Origin of the sequence: Tessaracoccus massiliensis, assembly GCF_000826065.2 — a bacterium.
Lineage (GTDB): Bacteria > Actinomycetota > Actinomycetes > Propionibacteriales > Propionibacteriaceae > Arachnia > Arachnia massiliensis_A.
Genome location: NZ_LN623541.1, coordinates 162,634 through 180,760 on the forward strand (window position 1 = coordinate 162,634; position 18,127 = coordinate 180,760).

Here is an 18,127-nt window from a genome sequence, read left to right on the forward strand (position 1 = left end):
CCGTTCCCACTAGATTGACCCCCATGGTCAGCAAAGATACGCAGGTATTCATCTCGCGTGTGCTTGGCATGCCCATTGTCGACGCTGCGGGCGACCAGGTGGGGCGGGTCAAGGACGTCGTGTGCTTCCTGCGCGCCGATGGGCGGGCGCCCCGCGTCAAGGGTCTCGTGGTCGAGCTGTTCGCGCGGGCCCGCATCTTCGTGCCGATGGTGCGCGTGCACGACATCACGCCCAACCAGGTGGCCATCCTGGGCCAGGTGGACACCCGCCGGTTCCAGCGCCGCGAGGCCGAGGTGCTCGTCGCCGCGGATCTCCTGGATCGCAGCATCGCCCGCGACCGCCCCACGCGCATCGAGGATGTCTCGATGGTGCAGGTGCGCAACCGGGTGTGGGAGCTGGAGTCGGTGGCGCTGCGCGCGTCCACCGTCGTGAGCCGCTTCGGATTCGGCGGCCGCGGCAAGCCCGAGGTGGTCAACTGGAAGGAGATCCCGGATCTCATCCTGTCCACCGGCCGCACCGCCGCGCACCTGATCGCCGAGTTCACCGACATGAAGGCGGCAGACATCGCGCAGGAACTCCACGACATGGATTCTGAGTCGCGCGCCGAGGTCGTCGAGGCGCTCGACGACGACATCCTCGCCGAGGCCATCGAGGAACTGCCCGAGGACGAGCAGATCGAGCTGATCTCCGGTCTCGACACTGAACGCGCCGCGGACGTGCTCTCGGAGATGGACCCCGACGACGCGGCCGACCTGATCCGCGACCTCCCTGCGGATGTCGCCGAAGACCTCCTGCAGCGGATGGAGCCCGAGGAGCAGGCCGACGTGCGCCGCCTCATGGCCTACGAGGAGTTCACCGCCGGCGGCATGATGACGCCCGAGCCGATCATCCTCGACACCGACGCCACCGTCGCGCAGGCGCTGGCCCTGGCCCGCGTCGAGTCGCTGACCCCCGCCCTGGCCTCGATGGTGTTCGTGGCGCGCCCGCCGCTGGAGACGCCGTCGGGCCGCTACGTCGGCGCCGTGCACATCCAGCGGCTGCTGCGCGAGGCACCCACCATCATGGTCACCACACTGATCGACGAGAACCTCGAGCCGCTGAGGCCCGATACCCCGCTGGCGCAGGTGAGCCGCTTCTTCGCCACCTACAACCTGGTGGTGGCCCCCGTCGTCAACAGCGAGGGGCATCTGGTGGGCGCGGTCACCGTCGACGACGTGATCGACCACATGCTGCCCGACGACTGGCGAGGCGACCTCATGGACGAGGTCGAGGTGAGCGAGGTGGCCGATGTCTGAGCGCAACCCGCTGTCGACGCCGGGCAGGCGGTCGTGGCTGCCCAAGGTCGCCGTCGACTCGGAGACCTTCGGCGTGTTCGCGGAGAGCTTCGCGCGCTTCATGGGCACCGCGAAGTTCCTCGTCTACATGACGGTCTTCGTGGTGGTGTGGGTGATCATCAACCTCGTGGGCCTGTTCGGCCTGAAGTGGGACCCGTACCCGTTCATCCTGCTGAACCTGTTCTTCTCCACGCAGGCCTCCTACTCCGCGCCCCTGATCCTGCTCGCGCAGAATCGTCAGGAGTTGCGCGACAAGTTGAGCCTCGATGAGGATCGACGGGTGGCGCAGCAGTCGCGCGCGGACATGGATTTCCTGGCCCGTGAGATCGCCGCCATCCGGATGCATCTGGGTGACCTGGCGACGCGGGATTTCGTCCGCGGCGAGCTGCGCAGCGAACTTCGCGATCTGGCAGAGCGGCTGGAACGCGCCGATGAGGAGAGCAATGAGCGTGACCGAAGGCCCTGACGCCCACCCCGACGTGCACCCGGACGAGGTCTCCGAGGTCGCCGACACCGCGACGGAGGTGCGCTGGTTCGGCGTGGTCCTGCTCCTGGGCCATCTGGCCCTCATGGCCATCGGCGCCGTAGCCCTGTGGCGGATCGCTGGTGGCTGGTGGGTGGGCGCCGCTGTGGGGGCGCTGTTCGTGCTGGGCTACTTCGCGCTGTGGCGCTTCCTGCTGGCCCCCGGGTCAACTGCTCGTCTGGGCTACAAGGAGCGGCTCACGGTGAGCCTGGTCGCTGGCCCCATCGTCGTGATCATCGCCAGCTTGGCGGGCCTGTGGGTTCCCGCATTGGTGGCCACGTGCGTCGTCATCCTCGGCGACACCCTCAACGAACGCTCCTGAACGAGCCCGGGCACGGCGAGGGGCCCCCGCAGCCGGTCCGGATGCCCCTTCCCCGTACCGGACGGGTACGTTGGATTCCATCAACTCATCCGCTATGAAGGACACCGTGACTGAACACCCTCTGATCCCGCACGTCCGCGCCGCCCTCCACACCGTGGAGGATCCCGAGATCAGGCGCCCGATCACCGACCTCGGCATGGTCGACGACATCCAGGCCGACGACGACGGCAAGGTCTTCGTCCGCGTCCTGCTGACCGTCTCCGGGTGCCCGATGCGCTCTGAGATCACCGGGCGCGTCACCAGTGCCGTTGAGGCCGTCGAGGGCGTCACCAGTGTTGACGTCGAACTCGGCGTCATGAACGACGAGCAGCGCGACGCGATGCGCACGATGCTGCGCGGCGGTGTGGAGGAGCGCAAGATCCAGTTCGCCGAGCCCGGCAACCTCACCCGGGTCATCGCGGTGGCCTCCGGTAAGGGCGGCGTGGGCAAGTCATCGGTGACCGTCAACCTCGCGCTCGCGCTGGCGAAGCAGGGCCGCTCCGTGGGCATCCTGGACGCCGACATCTACGGCCACTCCATCCCTGATCTGCTGGGTCTGGGCGACGCCCGTCCCACCGTCGTCGACGACATGATCATGCCGGTGCCCGCCCTCGGCGGCCTGAAGGTGATCTCGGTGGGGATGCTGAAGCCGTCGCGTGACCAGGTGGTCGCCTGGCGCGGCCCGATCCTCGACCGTGCGCTCACCCAGCTGCTGGCGGACGTCTACTGGGGCGACCTCGACTACCTCCTCCTGGACCTGCCTCCCGGCACCGGCGACGTGGCGATGTCGCTGGGTCAGAAGATCCCCAACTCCGAGGTGCTGGTGGTGACCACACCACAGTCGGCCGCCTCCGAAGTCGCCGAGCGGGCGGGCACCATGGCCCACATCCTCGAGCAGCGGGTGATCGGCGTCGTCGAGAACATGAGCTGGCTCGAGACGACGTGCCCGCACTGCGAGGAGACCCACCGTGTCGAGCTGTTCGGCGCCGGCGGCGGCACCCTCGTGGCCGAGGCGCTGACGGACCGGGTGGTCTACGAGGTGCCCATGCTGGCGCAGATCCCCTTCGACGAGGCGCTGCTGGCCGGCGGCGACCGCGGCACCCCGATCGTGGAGTCCCACCCCGAACACCCGTCGGCCACCGCTCTGGTGGAGTTGGCCAACAGGATCGCCGAGAAGAAGCGCGGCCTGCTGGGCCAGCGCCTTCCCCTCAACACGAACTGAGGCCGAGCCCGATGATCGTCATCGTCTGCTTCGCCCCGCCATCCCACGCTGACGCCGTGCGCACCGCCCTGGCCGAGGGCGGCGCGGGGCGGCTCGGCGAGTACTCAGCCTGCAGCTTCAGCGCCCGGGGCGAGGGTCGCTTCCGCCCGTCGGAGAACGCAGACCCGTTCTCCGGCACGAAGGGTGAGTTGAGCGTCGTCGACGAGGTGCGCATCGAGGCGGTCTGCACGCCGGAGCGGGCGAAGGAAGCGGTGGCCGCGATGCTGGCCGCACACCCGTACGAGGAGCCGGCCTGGCACTCCTACGAGACCCTCAACCTGGGCTGAGGCTCTCCGTCAGGTGGCCTCAGGGTCGAACGGCGAGGTGACGGGGGCCACCAGTGCCATGGCGTCCGACGGTGGTTCGGCGAGCGCCGAATCGCCGGCCGCTGCGGCCTTCAAGGCGCTGAGGTCCGTGGCGTTCTTGACCTCGGCCGCGGAGTCCTTCAGCGTGTTCGAGGCGTCCAGCAGTTCCCTCTTGGCGTCCTCGATGAGGGCCACCTCTTCGCGGAGTTGCTTGGCGATGAACGTCTTCGGGTGCAGGTCCTTCAGCTCGAGATCTGCATACTCTGGGCCGAGTTCGGTGCGCAGCGTGGTCTTGGCGCTGTTGGCGATGTCGCGGAAGTAGACGAACAGCCGCGCGGCCTTGCGCGAATACTCCGGCAGCTTCTCGGGACCGAACATGACCATGGCAAGTACGAGGATGAGGACGAGGTCCGTCGCACTGATACCAAACACGGCTCTAGGCTACCCGTCTCCGGGCGGTTCAGCGCACCCCGGTCAGCCGGTCGAGACCTTCGGCGATCTTCTCCCCCACCGTCTTCCGGTAGGGCTCCTCCCCCGGCAGCTCCGCGACGATGGCCGACAGCAGGGCCGGAGGGCAGTCACAGGTTGCCGAGATCACGGCGTCGCCGGATTGCCACACCTCCACAGCCATGTCCGCGCCTCGATCAGAACGTGTGAGCGCTCCGTCGTCCAGCACGCCGTGCCGCCACCCCACCACCGCGGTGTGGAAGCCGTCGGAGTAGACGAGGTTCATCGCCAAGTCATCCTCGGAGCCGGAGGATGAGTACGCCACCAATGCCAACTCGTCGACGGTCTGCGGGCAGTGTTCGAAGCCCCGGCACCAGTCCCCGCCCTGCGAGGACGACGCGGGCTGCAGCGAGATCAGCTGGGCCCCGTCGTCGGGTCGGAAGGAGGCATCGTCCAGGGTGAGTTGCTTGTAGCCGACGGCCAGGTTCACCTCGCCGAGGGGGCCGTAGCGCTCGGACCACATCATCAGACCCGTGGCGGCGTCGACCCACCACTTGGCCACCACTTGGCCGTCCGCGTTGGCCTGGATGCGCACCGTGTCGCGCCCGGCGATCTGCTCGACGGTGGCGCTGCGCACGTAGCTCCACCCCCAGGGCGCCTCCACGTGGGGCGTCCCCCGGTCGGGCAGGAAGCTGGAGCTGAAGAGGTTGCCGCGCACGTCGAGCACCTCGAGTTGGGCGCCGTAGCCCGCCATCTTGCTGGTGCGCACGTCGGCGGTGCGGTACATCCCCTCCGCGTCGCTGGCCCACACCTGCTGGATCCCTTTCAGGCTGAGGTCGACGTCTGCGGCGCGGCGCAGCAGGTTCGCCGCCAACTCGCGGGAGATGCCGATCGATTCAGTTTCCGACAGTCGCGGCTCGTAGGTCTCGGAGACCCCGAAATCCGCGCCTCGCTCATTGGCCAGCAGCATGGCACCGACGGCTTCGTTGACGCTGATGGCGGCCAGGGAGCGGGAGTAGTGCTCGCGCGCGGCCTTCACCGGGTCTGTGATCTTGGCAGGGGCGGGGGCCACCAGCACGGCGATGACGACGGCGGAGACCATCACCGCGATGAGCGCGACGCTGCCCTGGGCGGCACGGCGCACGCGCTGGCGTCGGGCCGACGGTAGCTCGCTTGTGCCGTTGGCCATGTAGAGGGGCATCGAGGCGTGCTCCCCGGCGATGGATTCCAGCCGGGCCTTGAGCGATTCGGGGGTATCGGAGCGGCGTGAGGCGCTCAGCGTCGAGCAGACCTGGCTGATGGCGGCGACTTCCTCACGGCACGTCTCACAGCCGGCCAAGTGGTAGCCGACCTGCTCCCAGCGTTTGGGCGGCAACGTGCCGTCGGCGAAGGCTGACAGGTCCGGGGTGAAGCGATCGCAGGGGCCTTTGGCCATCTATGACACTCCGGCATAGCGCGTTCGTCCCTCGGCTGGCGCACGGTGCGCGAGTGCCTCGCGCAGTGCGGCCCTGCCGCGGGCGATCCGGGAGCGCACCGTGCCGAGCTTGACGTCGAGGACCTTGGCGATCTCCTCGTAGCTCAGCCCCTCGATATCACACAGGACCACCGCGACCCGCTGCTCAGGGTTGAGCGCGCGGAGGGCGGCGGCGACGTCGGCGTCAAGCTCGGCGTCTGTGTGAAGTTCCTCGGGGCCGGTCGCGGAACCCCAGACGTGGTCTGGGGCCACAGACAGTGCGTCCATGCGGATGCGCTGCTTGCGGCGGGCCTGGTCGAGGAAGAGGTTCGTCGTGATGCGGTGCAACCAGCCGTTGAGAGTCCCTGGCTGGAAGTTGTGGATCGACTTGAACACGCGCACGAACACGTCCTGAGTTAAATCTTCCGCGTCGTGCTGATTGCCGGTGAGGCGGTAGGCGAGGCGGTACACCTGAGCGGAGTGGTCGCGGACCAGTTCCTGCCAGGTGGGCGCGACCCAGGTCTGCTCAGCGGCCTTCGCCGCCTTGCCACCTCGGAACATCGCGCGCCTTTCCATGTGCCTTACCTTGCCGACCCAACCTGTGAACAAGCTGTGGACTCGTTATGTATAACGCCCGGGGCTCTCAGAAAGTTCCCGCTTCCGGTTTCGCCGCCAATGAACCGATCCTCCCCGCCAGCGCTCAGGTGCTCCCCGCCAATCCACATTTCTCCGAGCCAGGGCTGTTACTCGACGCCTGTGATGTGTCGCCGGCGACGAAAAACAGCTCAGGCGCGGAGAAATCTACGTTGTCGACGACGAATCTCCGTTGGCGCCGAGGCAGAACGGTCACCTTGCAACCGAGCGCAACCACCCGGCCCAGCCCCGCAGCGCAGCGCGGGAGCCGGGACTTCGGACGAGCGGCCGCCCTCCCGCGCCGCAGCAAGGGGCGGACACGCGGGTACGACGAGCAGGGTTTTCAATGCCTGCAGCGAGGAAGCGGGTCAGTCCTTGACGGCGACCAGGAGGCCGTTGCCGACGGGCGTCAGCGCCTGGGTGTAGGACTCGGATTCCGTGATCGCCTCGAGCGCCTCGCGGATGATGATCGCCTCATCGGACTCGTCGGACTCGTCGGCGACCTTGTTGTGCCACAGCACGTCCCCCACGATCAGCAGCCCTCCGTGGCGCAGCAGGCGCAGCGCGCCGGCGACGTACTCCACGTACTCCAGCTTGTCGCCGGCCACGTAGACGATGTCGTAGGCGCCGTCGCGGAGCTTCGGCATCACCTCGATGGGCGAACCGGCGATCAGGCGGAACCGCGACGTCGGGAAGCCGGCCTTCGTGAAGAACTGGCGGGCGGGGTTCTGGTTGTCGGCCTCCGCGTCGATGGAGGTCAGGATGCCGTCAGGCTCCATCGCCTCGAGGAACGACAGTCCGGTGGCGCCCATGAGCGTGCCGATCTCGACGACGGCCCGCGCGCGGACCGCTCGCGTCAGCACCTTCAGCATGGCGGCTTCGCCGGTGGTGATGGGCGTCAGGCCGGAGACCGTGGCCTCATCACGGGCCTCGGCGACGGCTTCGGACGGCGACACATGGTCCTCCGCAAACGTCCAACTGGCGGGGGTGGGGGTCTCGACTGGTGTGCTCACGCCCCCAGCCTACTAAGCCCACTGGTGTCTTGACCTAAGATGTGGCGCATGAGTCCAGACGACGACATGATGCCGGTGTTCGGCCGGGTCCTCACCGCAATGGTGACGCCCATGACCCCCGATGGTCGGGAGGTCGATTACGCGCAGTGCGCACGGCTGGCGGCGCATCTGGTCGATGACCTGGGCAACGACGGGCTGATCGTCAACGGCACCACGGGCGAGGCACCCACCACCACGGATGTGGAGAAGCGGCAGATCCTCGACGCGGTGATCACCGCCGTCGGCGACCGCGCCAGCATCGTGGCCGGCGTCGGCACCTTCAACACCGCGCACTCCGTCGAGCTCGCCCAGCAGGCCGCCTCCGTGGGTGCCGATGGGCTGCTCGTCGTGACCCCCTACTACTCGCGCCCCCCGGTGGATGCGTTGGAGGCACACTTCACCACTGTTGCCGACGCGACGGAGCTTCCGGTGATGCTCTACGACATCCCGCACCGCTCCGGCATGCCCATCCCGGAGGACATGCTCATCCGCCTCGTCGCCCATCCCCGGATCCGCGCCGTCAAGGACGCGAAGGCCAACATCGTGTCCACCTCCAACGTGCTGGCACAGACCAACCTCGCCTACTACGCCGGCGACGACGCCTACCTGCTGCCGCTGCTGTCCGTCGGCGGGGTCGGCGTGGTGGGCACCTCGACGCACTTCACCGCCGCGGCCGCGCGCACCATCATCGACCTGTACCGCAGTGGCCGCGTCCAGGAGGCCGCCATGGCCAACCAGCAGGCGCTGCCTGCATTCCAGGGTGTCTTCGCCACGCAGGGCTGCATGATGGTCAAGGAGACCCTCGCGCTGCGCGGGTTCGACGTCGGCCCCTGCCGCGCGCCCATGGGGGTCGTGCCCGACGGTGTGGCGGCCCGGTACGCCCAACTGCTGGAGAACCTGGGCTTCAACGCCTGAGCGTCCTTCGACCAGCCGCGAGCGGCTGGCTCAGACACGAAACGGGCCCGGCATCATGCCGGGCCCGTTGTCTGTTGAGATCAGTCGCGCGGAACGGTGACACCCTTGCCGATCGTCACGACGCCGCCGGGCGAGACGTCGAACCCGCGGGCCTTGTCGTGCTCGGTGTCGACACCGATCTGCACACCGTCGGGCACCACCACGTTCTTGTCGATGATCGCGCGGCGCACCACGGCGTCGCGGCCGATGCGGACGTTCTCCATCAGCACCGAATCCGAGATCTGGGCCCACTTGTCGATGTGCACGTTGGGGCTGAGCACGGTACGTTCCACCTCGCCGCCGGAGATGATGCAGCCGGCGTTGACGATGGAATCCTCGGCGCGGCCGCGGATCACGAACTTGGCGCCGGGCGCCTGCACCTGATCTGTCCAGATGGGCCAGTCGTCGTTGTACAGGTTGAACTCCGGCTCCACGCTGACCAGGTCCATGTGGGCCTCGTGGAACGCGTCGATGGTGCCCACGTCGCGCCAGTAGTTGATGTCCTTCTCCGTGGCGCCCGGGACGCGGTTCTGCTTGAAGTCGTAGACCTGGCTCTGGCCCTGGTCCGTGAACCACGGGATAATGTCGCCGCCCATGTCGTGACGGGCGGTGGGGTCGTCGGCGTCAGCCTTGAGCGCCTCGATCAGCGCGTTGCTGGAGAAGACGTAGTTGCCCATCGAGGCGAACGACTCGTCCGGCGAATCCGGCAGGCCAGGCGGGTCAGCCGGCTTCTCGAGGAAGCTCTTGATCTTGCCGTCGGCGGCCGCGTCGATGATGCCGAACGCGGAGGCCTCGTGCCGGGGCACGCGGATGCCGGCGACGGTGGCGCCCAGGCCGGAGTCGATGTGCGCGTCGAGCATCTGCTCGATGTCCATGCGGTAGATGTTGTCCGCGCCGAGGACGACGATGTAGTCAGGCTTCGCGTCGAGGATGAGGTTGAGCGACTGGTAGATCGCATCGGCAGAACCCTGGTACCACCGGGGCCCCAGCCGCTGCTGCGCGGGCACCGGGGCGACGTAGTTGCCCAGCATCGTCGAGAACCGCCAGGTCTTCGAGATGTGCCGGTCCAGTGAGTGCGACTTGTACTGGGTCAGCACCGCGATCTGACGCAGGTTGGAGTTGGCGAGGTTCGACAACACGAAGTCGATCAGCCGGTATGTGCCGCCGAAGGGCACCGCTGGCTTCGCGCGGTCCGCGGTCAACGGCATCAGCCGCTTACCCTCACCGCCGGCAAGGACAATGGACAAGACTTTGGGACGTGCGAGCATGACAATGAACCTATTGCCTTTCAGGGTCGGTTGCCTGTGTTTCCATGAATTGCCTACCCCCATCTCGGGCGCTGAGACAGACAGTATGTGCAACGATGTTTGCATGACGATGAAGTTGTCCCTCCTGACCCGTGAATACCCGCCGTCGATCTACGGGGGTGCCGGCGTCCACGTCGCCCAACTGGTGCCTCAGCTGCGCAAGCTGATCGACGTGGAGGTGCACTGCATGGGCGAGCCCCGCGACGGCGCCACCGCGCACGCGGAGGACTTTCCGCCCGACGCGAACGCGGCCCTGCGGGTATTCGGCGCCGACCTGTCGATGGCCGCCGCGATCGGTGATGTCGACATCATCCACTCGCACACCTGGTACGCCAACATGGGCGGGCACCTGGGCGCGTTGATGCGCGACATCCCCCACGTGGTCACCTCGCACTCGCTGGAACCCCACCGCCCGTGGAAGGCCGAGCAGTTGGGCGGCGGCTACCGCGTCTCGTCGTGGGCGGAGAAGACCGCCTACGAGGCTGCAGATGCCGTCATCTCCGTCAGCGCCGGCATGCGCTCCGACGTGCTGGAGTCCTATCCCAACCTGGATCCCGCGAAGACGCATGTGGTCAAGAACGGCATCGACACCGACGAGTTCCGGCCGGATCACGACACCACGGTGGTGAAGGAGTTGGGCGTCGACCTCGACCGCCCGTCGGTCGCGTTCGTGGGCCGCATCACGCGCCAGAAGGGTCTGGTGCACCTGGTGCGCGCAGCCACCCAGTTCGACCCGGACACCCAGGTGGTGCTGCTGGCCGGCGCGCCGGACACCCCGGAGATCGCGGCCGAGTTCAACGACGCGTTCGCCGAGCTGCAGCAGCAGCGCAGCGCCCCGGTGATCTGGGTGCAGGAGATGCTGCCGCGCGCCTCGGTGCGCCAGGTCCTGACCAACGCGACGGTCTTCGCCTGCCCCTCGATCTACGAGCCCCTCGGCATCGTCAACCTCGAGGCGATGGCGTGCGAGACCCCCGTGGTCGCCAGCGCCGTGGGTGGCATCCCCGAGGTCGTCGTCGACGGCGAGACGGGCCTGCTGGTGCCCTACGACCCGGCACAGGCCGAGGACCCCGGCTACGTCTCGGCGTTCGAGGCCGGTTTCGCGGAGAAGGTCAACCAGGTCACCCGCGACTCCGCGCTGTCTGAACGCTTCGGCAAGGCCGGCCGCCAGCGCTGCATCGACGAGTTCTCGTGGGCCAAGATCGCCCAGGAGACCGTCGACGTGTACCAGAAGGCCATCGAGTCGCACCACGCTGGCTGAGTGGGCGCTCCTGAGCGTCCGCCAGCGAGCTTGCGAGCCAGGGACCAGCGCACGACGCGAAAAGGGCCGCCCCGTACGGGGCGGCCCTTCGCGGGTCAGAGTTTCAGGTGTTCAGCCGACGACGTCCTTGAGGGCATCGAGGAGGGCGGTGGCTTCGTCGGGGTTCATCTCGACGACCAGACGTCCACCTCCGTCAACGGGAACGCGCATGACGATGCCGCGACCCTCCTTCGTGACTTCCATCGGACCGTCGCCGGTGCGGGGCTTCATCGCTGCCATCTGCAACCCTCATTCTGTAGATAATCGAACTGCGGTTGACCTCTATTATTCCGCATCCGGCAAATCTCTGCCCGGTTGGGTGTCCAATGAGTCCCCGTCAACTGGCTCCTGAGGCCGTGTTTCCTCTCCCGTCGGCGCCTCGGCAGCAGAGACGTTGGCAAGTTCGTCGACGCGGGGACGCTCGATGAGGTCGTCGACCACCTGCATGTCGTAGCCGCCGCGCACCACGTCAAAATGTTGCGCGGCTGCGGGGCCTGCGATGCCGACGGCGACGTCGTCGAGGTACGCGTCCACCTGGTCGCGGCGGTAGCCGGTCAGCGCCTCGGGGATGCGCAGCTCGGCCAACAGTTCCGGAGTGACCGGGCCGTCGGGGACGACGCCTTTGGGGCGGTCGTTGACGGCCGAGGCGGGCATCTCCCCCAACGTGCCGCGGCCGGCGTAGACGGCGGCCCCCAGCACGGCGACGGCGACTGCGACAATGGCGATCCACATGGGCTAAACAGTACCGAACTGGCCGGGCTCGCCCATGACCTCCACGGCCTCGTCGATGTCGTCGGTCACGGTGACCAGATCGAGGTCGCCTGGCGAGATGTAGCCCCCGCCCAGCACGGTGTCCCTGACCCATTCCATGAGCGGGGTCCAGTACTCGGTGCCGAACAGCACCATCGGGAAGTGCGTGACCTTCCCGGTCTGGATCAGTGTGAGCGCCTCGAAGAGTTCGTCGAGGGTCCCGAAGCCGCCGGGCATGGTGATGAAGCCCTGGCTGTACTTGAGGAACATCGTCTTGCGCACGAAGAAGTAGCGGAAGTTGATGCCCAGGGTGACGTATTCGTTGAGGCCCTGTTCGTGGGGCAGTTCGATGCCGAGCCCGACGGAGCAGCCGTCGGCCTCCATGGCGCCCTTGTTGCCGGCCTCCATGATGCCGGGGCCGCCGCCGGTGATGATGCCGAAGCCCTTCCGCACCAGGCGACGCGCGAGTTCCTCGCCCGCCTCATACATAGGGTCGCCGGGCTTGGTGCGTGCCGAACCGAAGATGCTGACCGACGGCGGCAGGTCGTAGAGGGCGTCGAAGCCGTCGACGAACTCAGACTGGATACGCAGCACCCGCCACGGATCCCGCTGGTTCCAGTCCTTCTGGTCCTTGTCCTCGAGGAGGGCGCGGTCCGCCATCGGCTGGCGCATCTCCTCGCCGCGCAGGACGATGGGCCCTTGGCGGCGGCGGTTGCCGGGCTGCAGATCTTGGGGGCGGGGTTCAGTCATCAGCTGTTCTCCTTGGCTGGGTTGAGCCAGCGGGTGAGCCCCGCTGCACATTTTTCTAGATCGGAAACCGGGCAGAATTCGTCGTCGCGGTGCGCGTAGCTGGGATCGCCTGGCCCGTAGTTGACGGCGGGCACGCCCAGCGCGCTGAAGCGGGCCACGTCTGTCCAGCCGTACTTGGGCCCTGCAGGCTCGTCGATGGCGGCAACGAAATCCTGCGCGAGGGGCAGGTCCAGGCCGGGGCGCGCCGCGGGTGAGAGGTCGGTGACCTTGAGCTCGTAGCCCGTGAACCACTCCCCCAGTCGCGCGAGCGCCTCGTCGCCCAGTTTGTCCGGCGCGAAGCGGTAGTTGATGGTGAGCGTCGCCTCGGGTGGGATCACGTTGGAGGCCACGCCTCCGGAGACCGCGACGGCGTTGAGGCCCTCCCGGTACACCAGGCCGTCCACCTCGATCTCCTCCGAGCGGTACTCGGCGAGCGTCTGCAGCGCGGGAGCAAGGTCGTGGATGGCGTTGTGCCCCATCCAGGCGCGGGCGGAGTGCGCGGCTGCGCCCGTCGTCGTCAGTTCGACGCGGATGGTGCCCTGGCAGCCGCCCTCGATGTGCGCGGAGGTTGGCTCCATGAGGACGGCAAAATCCGCCTCGAGGAGATCCGGGCGGTTGCGGGAGAGGCGGCCGAGCCCGTTGCGGGTGGCCTCCACCTCCTCGTTGTCGTAGAAGATCCAGGTGATGTCACGGTTGGGCTCGGTGAGCTGCTCGGCGAGGTGCAGCATGACGGCGACACCGCCCTTCATGTCGCATGCGCCCCGCCCCCAGATGCGGTCGCCGTCGGGATGCTCGACATAGCGCGACGGCAGGTTGCCGGCCACCGGCACCGTGTCGAGGTGCCCGGCGATCACGACGCGCTCCGCCCGCCCGAGGGTGGTGCGGGCGACGACGCAGTCGCCGTCGCGGAAGAGTGTGAGGTGGCCGAGTGCCTTGAGTCGCTGCTCGACGCGGTCTGCCAACTGCCGTTCGTTCCCGGACACGGACTCCACGTCCATGATCTCCTGCAGCAGCTTCGCGATCTCGGCGGTCATGCCCCCGAGACTACCGATTGTTCAGCGCCTCAGCGTGTTCCTTGCAGCCAACAGGCGACTCGGCGCAGGCTTCGCAGGTGACCAGGCGCTCCCGGCACGCCAGATCGGCGCAGTTGACCAGCTTCGAGGTGGGCGATCCGCACCGGTGGCAGCAGCCGATGTGCTCAGCCCCCTCGGGCGCGACCGTCTCGCGGCCGTCGAAGACGGTGAGCGCGCCCTTCCAGTGGGAGCCGGAGCCGAAGCACTCCAGGTAGCGCACAATGCCGCCGTCGAGTTGGTAGACCTCCTCGAAGCCGCGGTCCTTCATCAGCTTGCTGAGGATCTCGCAGCGCACCCCACCGGTGCAGTAGGTGATCACCGGGCGGTTCTTGAGGTGGTCGTACCTTCCTGATTCCAGCTCGGGGACGAAGTCGTGCGTGGTGGCCACTTCGGGCACCACCGCGCCCTCGAAGCGGCCCACGGCCGCCTCCACCTTGTTCCGGCCGTCGAAGAACACCGCGCCGGGGTGCGCTGCGACGAAGGCGTCCACCTCCTCGGGCGTGAGGCGGCCTCCCCCGCCGATCACGCCCTCATCATCGACGGCGAGGCCGGGCTCCCCGAAGGCCACGAGTTCGGGGCGGGTCTTGACGCTCAGCCGCGGGAAGTCCAGGGACCCACCCCCGCCGTCGAGGCCGGTACCGGGCGACCACTTCTCGTCGAGTTGTTTGAAGGGCGCGTACCGCTTGGTGGCCTTCAGGTAGGCCTTGCAGGCGTCGAGTTCCCCACCCAAGGTGCCGTTGATGCCGTGCGGGGAGACGATGATGCGGCCGCGCAGCCCCAGCCGCGTACACAACTCCACCTGCCAGAGCTTGACCGCCTCAGGATCCGCCAGGGGTGTGAACCGGTAGAACAGGAGGATCTTCGCCACTGACATGCACGGCAGTGTAGCCACGCCGCACCGTTCACCCGCAGTGCCCACCCCAGCCATTGAGGGGTAGTTCCTCGCCAGCGCACGATTAGACTTGCGCGCATGACCGATGAGATCCGCACCGCTTGGGCCTGGGGCCTGGCCACCGTCCACACCACCGGCGCCGTCCTCGACGCCTGGTTCCCGGAGCCGAAGCTCGGCTCGCAGATCACCGACGAACCCAACTCGCTGCTCACCGACGCCCAGTACGTCGACGAGATCCGCCAGGTGGAGGCCAAGACGGTCCGGGTGGAGATCAACCTCGATGAGAAGCCTGAGACGGTGGAGGACGCCTACCTGCGGCTCCACCTCCTGAGCGCCCGCCTGGTGCGGCCGCACGCGATCAACCTCGACGGCATCTTCGGCGTGCTGCCCAACAACGCCTGGACCACCATCGGGCCGGTCCGCCTCGGCGATGTGCCCCGCGTGCGGGTGCTGCTGCGCGCCCGCGGCGAACAACTCACGGTCTACGGCATCGACAAGTTCCCCCGCATGGTGGACTACATCACCCCCAGCGGCGTGCGTATCGCCGACGCGGACCGCGTCCGCCTCGGCGCCCACCTGGCCGAGGGCACCACCGTCATGCACGAGGGCTTCGTGAACTTCAACGCCGGCACGCTGGGCACCTCCATGGTGGAGGGCCGGATCTCGGCCGGCGTGGTGGTGGCAGACGGCACGGACATCGGCGGCGGCGCCTCCATCATGGGCACCCTCTCCGGCGGCGGTCAGGAGACCATCCACCTCGGTGAACGCTGCCTGCTGGGCGCCAACGCCGGCGTCGGCATCTCGCTGGGCAACGACTGCGTGGTGGAGGCCGGTCTCTACGTCACCGCCGGCACGAAGGTCACCTTGGCGGATGGGTCCGTCGTCAAGGCCCGCGAGCTCAGCGGCCAGGACGACCTGCTGTTCCTGCGCGACTCGGTGCACGGCTCGGTCATGGCCCGCCACCGTCGCGGCCAGAAGGTTGAGCTCAACTCCGCGCTGCACGCCAACGACTGATGAAGCGGCCCCTGATCGTGGCGCTCGTCACGGTCCTGGTGGTCGCCGGGCTGGGGGTGGCCGGCTGGTTCGGCTACCGCTTCGTCCACGAGCGCATCACACCTGAGGTCTGTCACGTGCAGCTCTCCGACCACGGGCGCCTGCTGTCGCTGTCGCCGGCCCAGGCGCGCAACGCGTCCATCATCGTGGCGGCCTCCGTCGAGAGGGGGCTCCCGGAGCAGGCGGCGGTCATCGCCCTCGCCACCGCGTATCAGGAGTCCGGCCTGCGCAACCTGGATTACGGCGACCGTGACTCCCTCGGCCTCTTCCAGCAGCGTCCCTCGTACGGCTGGGGCACACCCGAGCAGTTGATGGACCCCTGGTACGCCTCGCACCGCTTCTACGAGGAACTGGTGAAGTTCACCGACTGGGAGACCACCGACGTCAACGACATCGCGCAGAAGGTGCAGCGCAGCGGCCACCCGGAGGCCTACCGCAAGCACGAGGGCAACTCCAGGGCCGTGGCGGCGACGCTGCGAGGGGCGAAGCCCGCATCTCTGGGCTGCGTGAGCTTCGAGGCGGACGCCAGCCCCGACAGCGCGGACCTCGACAAGGCGCTCGGGGCCTTCGGGGCCGCGCTCACCGTCGAGCGTACCGACGGAGGGCTGCGCATCACCGCCACGGACGAGGCCTCCGCCTGGGCGGCGGCCCACCACGTCGTCGCGAACTCCTACGCGGCGGCAGTGACGCGTGTGCAACTCGGGACCCACGTCTGGGAGCCGGAGAGTCGCGATTGGATCGAGTCGGACAGCCGCGACTCGGGGCTCACGGTCCTGGTCACTTTCGCCGGTTGAGATATTCCCGGTTCCGCCGGGGGCGAAACGGCGTGGACAGCGGTTCCCACCGGCCTGTCCCCGTGGCAGGATCTCGGCCATGAGCTTGATCCCGGCTCGCGCCCGATTCTTCGGCCGCGCTTGTAGCGACATCCGTGGCTGTCGCTGCTGTTGTCTGCACTGACGCACAGACCCCCATCCGCACACATTCGTGCCGCACGCCGTCCGGGCGTTGACCTTTTGCATCCCCTCTTCTCAGGGCCTGTCCAGCATGCCCATTTCCCATCCTCTTCTTCTGGAGTACCCCCATGATCCTCACCGGTCTCGCCCTGGGCATCGCCCTCGGATTCGTCTTTCAACGCGGCCGCTTCTGCGTCACAGGAGCCTTCCGCGACGTGTGGCTCAGCGGCTCGAAGCGCTGGCTGACCGCATTCCTCCTCGCCATCGTCGTACAGGCCGTACTGGTCCAGGGCCTGCTGGGCCAGGGCCTCATCACCGCAAAGGTGCCTGAGATCGCATGGCTCGCCGTCATCGGCGGCTCATTCCTGTTCGGCATCGGCATCGTGCTCGCCGGCGGCTGCGCCACCGGCACCTACTACCGCTCCGGCGAGGGCCTGATCGGCTCCTGGATCGCGCTGATCTTCTACGCCGGCTTCGCCTCGATCATGAAGTACGGCGCGCTCAAGCCGGTCACCGACGCGGCCCTGGCCCAGAAGTCCGGCCTCACCACCGTGCACGAATCGCTCGGCATCAGCCCGTGGCTGCTGGTCGCTGTCCTCGCCGGCGTCACCGGCTGGCTGATCTGGCAGCAGCGCGTGGCCAAGCAGCCCGTGGCGCGCCTCGAGACGAAACGCTCCGGCTTCGCCCATCTCCTGCTCGAGCGTCCCTGGAGCCCCTACGCCTCCGCCATCGTCGTCGGGGTCCTGGCCGCTGTCGCCTACCCCCTGTCCAACGCCACCGGCCGCAACTCGGGCCTGGGCATCACCACGCCGTCGGCCAACATCGTCAACTTCCTCACCACCGGCGACGCCTCGCGCATCGACTGGGGCGTGCTGTTCGTGCTGGGCCTCATCCCCGGCTCCTACATCGCCGCGAAGCTGGCAGGCGAGTTCCGCCTCCGCGCCCCCGATGCCAAGACCACCATCCGCGCCATCGCGGGCGGCACCCTCATGGGCGTCGGCGCCGCGGTCGCCGGCGGCTGCACCATCGGCAACTCGCTGGTCCAGACCGCCCTGTTCAGCTACCAGGGCTGGGCCGCGTTCCTGTTCACCTTCCTCGGCGTGGGTGTGGCCGCGCGCTTCTTCATCCAGACCCACAAGCGCGCCGGCGCAACACCCATCCAGGTCACCTCCCCCAGCACCCTCGTGCGTACCCACTGAGCACCCACACAGCAAAGGACCACATCATGAGCTTCTTCGACCGTCTCACCAAGCCCCTCCTCGGCCGCGCCGACGGCGGCCCCACCGCCACCGCCGTACTTGCCGACGACGCACCCGCAGGCGAGGCACGCCAGTACAAGCTGGACACCGTCGGCCAGGTCTGCCCGTTCCCCCTCGTCGAGGCGAAGCAGGCCATCAAGGGGCTCAAGGCCGGTGACGAGTTGATCATCGACTTCGACTGCACCCAGGCCACCGACTCGATCCCCCACTGGGCCGCGGCCGCCGGCTACCCGGTGACCAACTTCCAGCAGGTGGGCGAGGCCTCCTGGACCATCACGGTCCAGAAGGCGTAGCCGCCAGTCTGGTCTTAGGTGAAGGGTTTCGTACCGCAGTCGGTACCAAACCCTTCACCACAGCACAACAGAGGCCAAAGAGTCCCCAGCCTCGGCAGCGCCCACCCGCAGTGGAACAGGCGCCGAACCGTGGCGGCG

General features: G+C 68.0%; 21 protein-coding genes. 11 read left to right on the forward strand and 10 right to left on the reverse strand.

The features are described from left to right. Window positions 1-23 precede the first annotated feature (23 nt). The 5 genes from BN1186_RS04945 to BN1186_RS04965 all read left to right on the forward strand — a co-directional run bounded on the left by BN1186_RS04945 (window position 24) and on the right by BN1186_RS04965 (window position 3,766). The gene (locus tag BN1186_RS04945) at window positions 24-1,295 is read left to right on the forward strand and encodes a magnesium transporter MgtE N-terminal domain-containing protein (RefSeq protein ID WP_052459816.1); all 1,272 of its coding nucleotides are present in this window, start codon (window positions 24-26) and stop codon (window positions 1,293-1,295) included. Next, window positions 1,288-1,800 carry a DUF1003 domain-containing protein gene (locus tag BN1186_RS04950; RefSeq protein WP_040283018.1) on the forward strand — a complete coding sequence of 171 codons (513 nt, stop codon included), beginning with the start codon at window positions 1,288-1,290 and terminating at the stop codon, window positions 1,798-1,800. Before BN1186_RS04945 ends, BN1186_RS04950 begins: the two co-directional genes overlap by 8 nt. Further along, window positions 1,778-2,179, forward strand: a complete 402-nt coding sequence (locus BN1186_RS04955; RefSeq protein WP_139650850.1) for a hypothetical protein — start codon at window positions 1,778-1,780, stop codon at window positions 2,177-2,179. The genes BN1186_RS04950 and BN1186_RS04955 overlap by 23 nt, the downstream gene beginning before the upstream one ends. Window positions 2,180-2,273: 94 nt before the next feature. Continuing rightward, window positions 2,274-3,440: an Mrp/NBP35 family ATP-binding protein gene (locus BN1186_RS04960; protein ID WP_040283020.1), complete on the forward strand. Its 1,167-nt coding sequence runs from the start codon at window positions 2,274-2,276 to the stop codon at window positions 3,438-3,440. Window positions 3,441-3,451: 11 nt separating this feature from the next. Beyond that, window positions 3,452-3,766 carry a YqfO family protein gene (locus tag BN1186_RS04965; protein ID WP_040283021.1) on the forward strand — a complete coding sequence of 105 codons (315 nt, stop codon included), beginning with the start codon at window positions 3,452-3,454 and terminating at the stop codon, window positions 3,764-3,766. A 9-nt stretch (window positions 3,767-3,775) separates the two neighbouring features. Here the strand turns inward: BN1186_RS04965 and BN1186_RS04970 are convergent, their stop codons facing one another. The 4 genes from BN1186_RS04970 to BN1186_RS04985 form a co-directional block, all read right to left on the reverse strand. Then, a complete protein-coding gene (locus BN1186_RS04970) occupies window positions 3,776-4,216 on the reverse strand; it encodes a sec-independent translocase (protein ID WP_040283022.1) in 441 nt (146 codons plus the stop codon). A 28-nt stretch (window positions 4,217-4,244) separates the two neighbouring features. Further along, window positions 4,245-5,666, reverse strand: a complete 1,422-nt coding sequence (locus BN1186_RS04975) for an anti-sigma factor family protein (RefSeq protein ID WP_040283023.1) — start codon at window positions 5,664-5,666, stop codon at window positions 4,245-4,247. Continuing rightward, window positions 5,667-6,260 (reverse strand): RNA polymerase sigma factor SigE, encoded by a 594-nt coding sequence (sigE, locus tag BN1186_RS04980; RefSeq protein ID WP_139650852.1) that lies wholly within the window; start codon window positions 6,258-6,260, stop codon window positions 5,667-5,669. A gap of 425 nt (window positions 6,261-6,685) precedes the next feature. Continuing rightward, window positions 6,686-7,330: an O-methyltransferase gene (locus BN1186_RS04985; RefSeq protein ID WP_040283025.1), complete on the reverse strand. Its 645-nt coding sequence runs from the start codon at window positions 7,328-7,330 to the stop codon at window positions 6,686-6,688. Between the two features lie 48 nt (window positions 7,331-7,378). Here BN1186_RS04985 and dapA point away from each other — a divergent pair, with 48 nt between their 5' ends. Next, window positions 7,379-8,284 carry a 4-hydroxy-tetrahydrodipicolinate synthase gene (dapA, locus tag BN1186_RS04990; RefSeq protein WP_342777354.1) on the forward strand — a complete coding sequence of 302 codons (906 nt, stop codon included), beginning with the start codon at window positions 7,379-7,381 and terminating at the stop codon, window positions 8,282-8,284. Window positions 8,285-8,364: 80 nt separating this feature from the next. Here dapA and glgC read toward each other — a convergent pair whose 3' ends face one another. After that, a complete protein-coding gene (gene glgC / locus BN1186_RS04995; protein WP_040283026.1) occupies window positions 8,365-9,591 on the reverse strand; it encodes a glucose-1-phosphate adenylyltransferase in 1,227 nt (408 codons plus the stop codon). Between the two features lie 109 nt (window positions 9,592-9,700). Between glgC and glgA the strand changes: the two genes are divergently transcribed. Further along, window positions 9,701-10,888, forward strand: a complete 1,188-nt coding sequence (gene glgA / locus BN1186_RS05000) for a glycogen synthase (protein WP_040283160.1) — start codon at window positions 9,701-9,703, stop codon at window positions 10,886-10,888. 111 nt (window positions 10,889-10,999) lie between these two features. Here glgA and BN1186_RS05005 read toward each other — a convergent pair whose 3' ends face one another. From BN1186_RS05005 to trhO, 5 genes are read right to left on the reverse strand one after another with little or no spacing between them, the layout of a single operon-like run. Beyond that, on the reverse strand, window positions 11,000-11,167 hold the full coding sequence (locus BN1186_RS05005; RefSeq protein ID WP_074436935.1) for a DUF3117 domain-containing protein: 168 nt from the start codon (window positions 11,165-11,167) through the stop codon (window positions 11,000-11,002). 45 nt (window positions 11,168-11,212) lie between these two features. Beyond that, window positions 11,213-11,659 carry a DivIVA domain-containing protein gene (locus tag BN1186_RS05010; protein WP_052459817.1) on the reverse strand — a complete coding sequence of 149 codons (447 nt, stop codon included), beginning with the start codon at window positions 11,657-11,659 and terminating at the stop codon, window positions 11,213-11,215. A 3-nt stretch (window positions 11,660-11,662) separates the two neighbouring features. Further along, a complete protein-coding gene (locus tag BN1186_RS05015; RefSeq protein WP_040283027.1) occupies window positions 11,663-12,427 on the reverse strand; it encodes an LOG family protein in 765 nt (254 codons plus the stop codon). Then, entirely contained in the window at window positions 12,427-13,500 is a 1,074-nt protein-coding gene (gene dapE, locus BN1186_RS05020; protein WP_040283028.1) for a succinyl-diaminopimelate desuccinylase, read from the reverse strand. The genes BN1186_RS05015 and dapE overlap by 1 nt, the downstream gene beginning before the upstream one ends. A 10-nt stretch (window positions 13,501-13,510) precedes the next feature. Next, window positions 13,511-14,413: an oxygen-dependent tRNA uridine(34) hydroxylase TrhO gene (gene trhO / locus BN1186_RS05025; protein ID WP_040283029.1), complete on the reverse strand. Its 903-nt coding sequence runs from the start codon at window positions 14,411-14,413 to the stop codon at window positions 13,511-13,513. A 96-nt stretch (window positions 14,414-14,509) separates the two neighbouring features. On the opposite strand from trhO, the gene dapD reads away from it, so the two are divergent. The 4 genes from dapD (at window position 14,510) to BN1186_RS05045 (ending at window position 17,989) form a co-directional block, all read left to right on the forward strand. Beyond that, window positions 14,510-15,445, forward strand: a complete 936-nt coding sequence (gene dapD, locus BN1186_RS05030) for a 2,3,4,5-tetrahydropyridine-2,6-dicarboxylate N-succinyltransferase (RefSeq protein WP_040283030.1) — start codon at window positions 14,510-14,512, stop codon at window positions 15,443-15,445. Continuing rightward, a complete protein-coding gene (locus BN1186_RS05035; RefSeq protein WP_052459818.1) occupies window positions 15,445-16,278 on the forward strand; it encodes a hypothetical protein in 834 nt (277 codons plus the stop codon). Before dapD ends, BN1186_RS05035 begins: the two co-directional genes overlap by 1 nt. Window positions 16,279-16,565: 287 nt before the next feature. Further along, entirely contained in the window at window positions 16,566-17,636 is a 1,071-nt protein-coding gene (locus BN1186_RS05040) for a YeeE/YedE family protein (RefSeq protein WP_040283031.1), read from the forward strand. A 26-nt stretch (window positions 17,637-17,662) separates the two neighbouring features. Continuing rightward, window positions 17,663-17,989 (forward strand): sulfurtransferase TusA family protein, encoded by a 327-nt coding sequence (locus BN1186_RS05045; protein WP_082031119.1) that lies wholly within the window; start codon window positions 17,663-17,665, stop codon window positions 17,987-17,989. The last annotated feature ends 138 nt before the right edge of the window (window positions 17,990-18,127 follow it).

Excerpts from the sequence above, each read along its gene's own strand:
- BN1186_RS05015 (WP_040283027.1), bottom strand. The coding sequence starts at position 12,427 with ATGACTGAACCCCGCCCCCAAGATCTGCAGCCCGGCAACCGCCGCCGC.
- dapE (WP_040283028.1), bottom strand. The coding sequence starts at position 13,500 with ATGACCGCCGAGATCGCGAAGCTGCTGCAGGAGATCATGGACGTGGAG.
- BN1186_RS04965 (WP_040283021.1), top strand. The coding sequence starts at position 3,452 with ATGATCGTCATCGTCTGCTTCGCCCCGCCATCCCACGCTGACGCCGTG.
- BN1186_RS04950 (WP_040283018.1), top strand. The coding sequence starts at position 1,288 with ATGTCTGAGCGCAACCCGCTGTCGACGCCGGGCAGGCGGTCGTGGCTG.
- glgA (WP_040283160.1), top strand. The coding sequence starts at position 9,701 with ATGAAGTTGTCCCTCCTGACCCGTGAATACCCGCCGTCGATCTACGGG.
- glgC (WP_040283026.1), bottom strand. The coding sequence starts at position 9,591 with ATGCTCGCACGTCCCAAAGTCTTGTCCATTGTCCTTGCCGGCGGTGAG.
- BN1186_RS04945 (WP_052459816.1), top strand. The coding sequence starts at position 24 with ATGGTCAGCAAAGATACGCAGGTATTCATCTCGCGTGTGCTTGGCATG.
- BN1186_RS05010 (WP_052459817.1), bottom strand. The coding sequence starts at position 11,659 with ATGTGGATCGCCATTGTCGCAGTCGCCGTCGCCGTGCTGGGGGCCGCC.
- dapD (WP_040283030.1), top strand. The coding sequence starts at position 14,510 with ATGACCGATGAGATCCGCACCGCTTGGGCCTGGGGCCTGGCCACCGTC.
- BN1186_RS05040 (WP_040283031.1), top strand. The coding sequence starts at position 16,566 with ATGATCCTCACCGGTCTCGCCCTGGGCATCGCCCTCGGATTCGTCTTT.
- dapA (WP_342777354.1), top strand. The coding sequence starts at position 7,379 with ATGAGTCCAGACGACGACATGATGCCGGTGTTCGGCCGGGTCCTCACC.
- sigE (WP_139650852.1), bottom strand. The coding sequence starts at position 6,260 with ATGGAAAGGCGCGCGATGTTCCGAGGTGGCAAGGCGGCGAAGGCCGCT.
- BN1186_RS05045 (WP_082031119.1), top strand. The coding sequence starts at position 17,663 with ATGAGCTTCTTCGACCGTCTCACCAAGCCCCTCCTCGGCCGCGCCGAC.
- BN1186_RS04955 (WP_139650850.1), top strand. The coding sequence starts at position 1,778 with ATGAGCGTGACCGAAGGCCCTGACGCCCACCCCGACGTGCACCCGGAC.
- BN1186_RS04975 (WP_040283023.1), bottom strand. The coding sequence starts at position 5,666 with ATGGCCAAAGGCCCCTGCGATCGCTTCACCCCGGACCTGTCAGCCTTC.
- BN1186_RS05005 (WP_074436935.1), bottom strand. The coding sequence starts at position 11,167 with ATGGCAGCGATGAAGCCCCGCACCGGCGACGGTCCGATGGAAGTCACG.
- trhO (WP_040283029.1), bottom strand. The coding sequence starts at position 14,413 with ATGTCAGTGGCGAAGATCCTCCTGTTCTACCGGTTCACACCCCTGGCG.
- BN1186_RS05035 (WP_052459818.1), top strand. The coding sequence starts at position 15,445 with ATGAAGCGGCCCCTGATCGTGGCGCTCGTCACGGTCCTGGTGGTCGCC.
- BN1186_RS04960 (WP_040283020.1), top strand. The coding sequence starts at position 2,274 with ATGAAGGACACCGTGACTGAACACCCTCTGATCCCGCACGTCCGCGCC.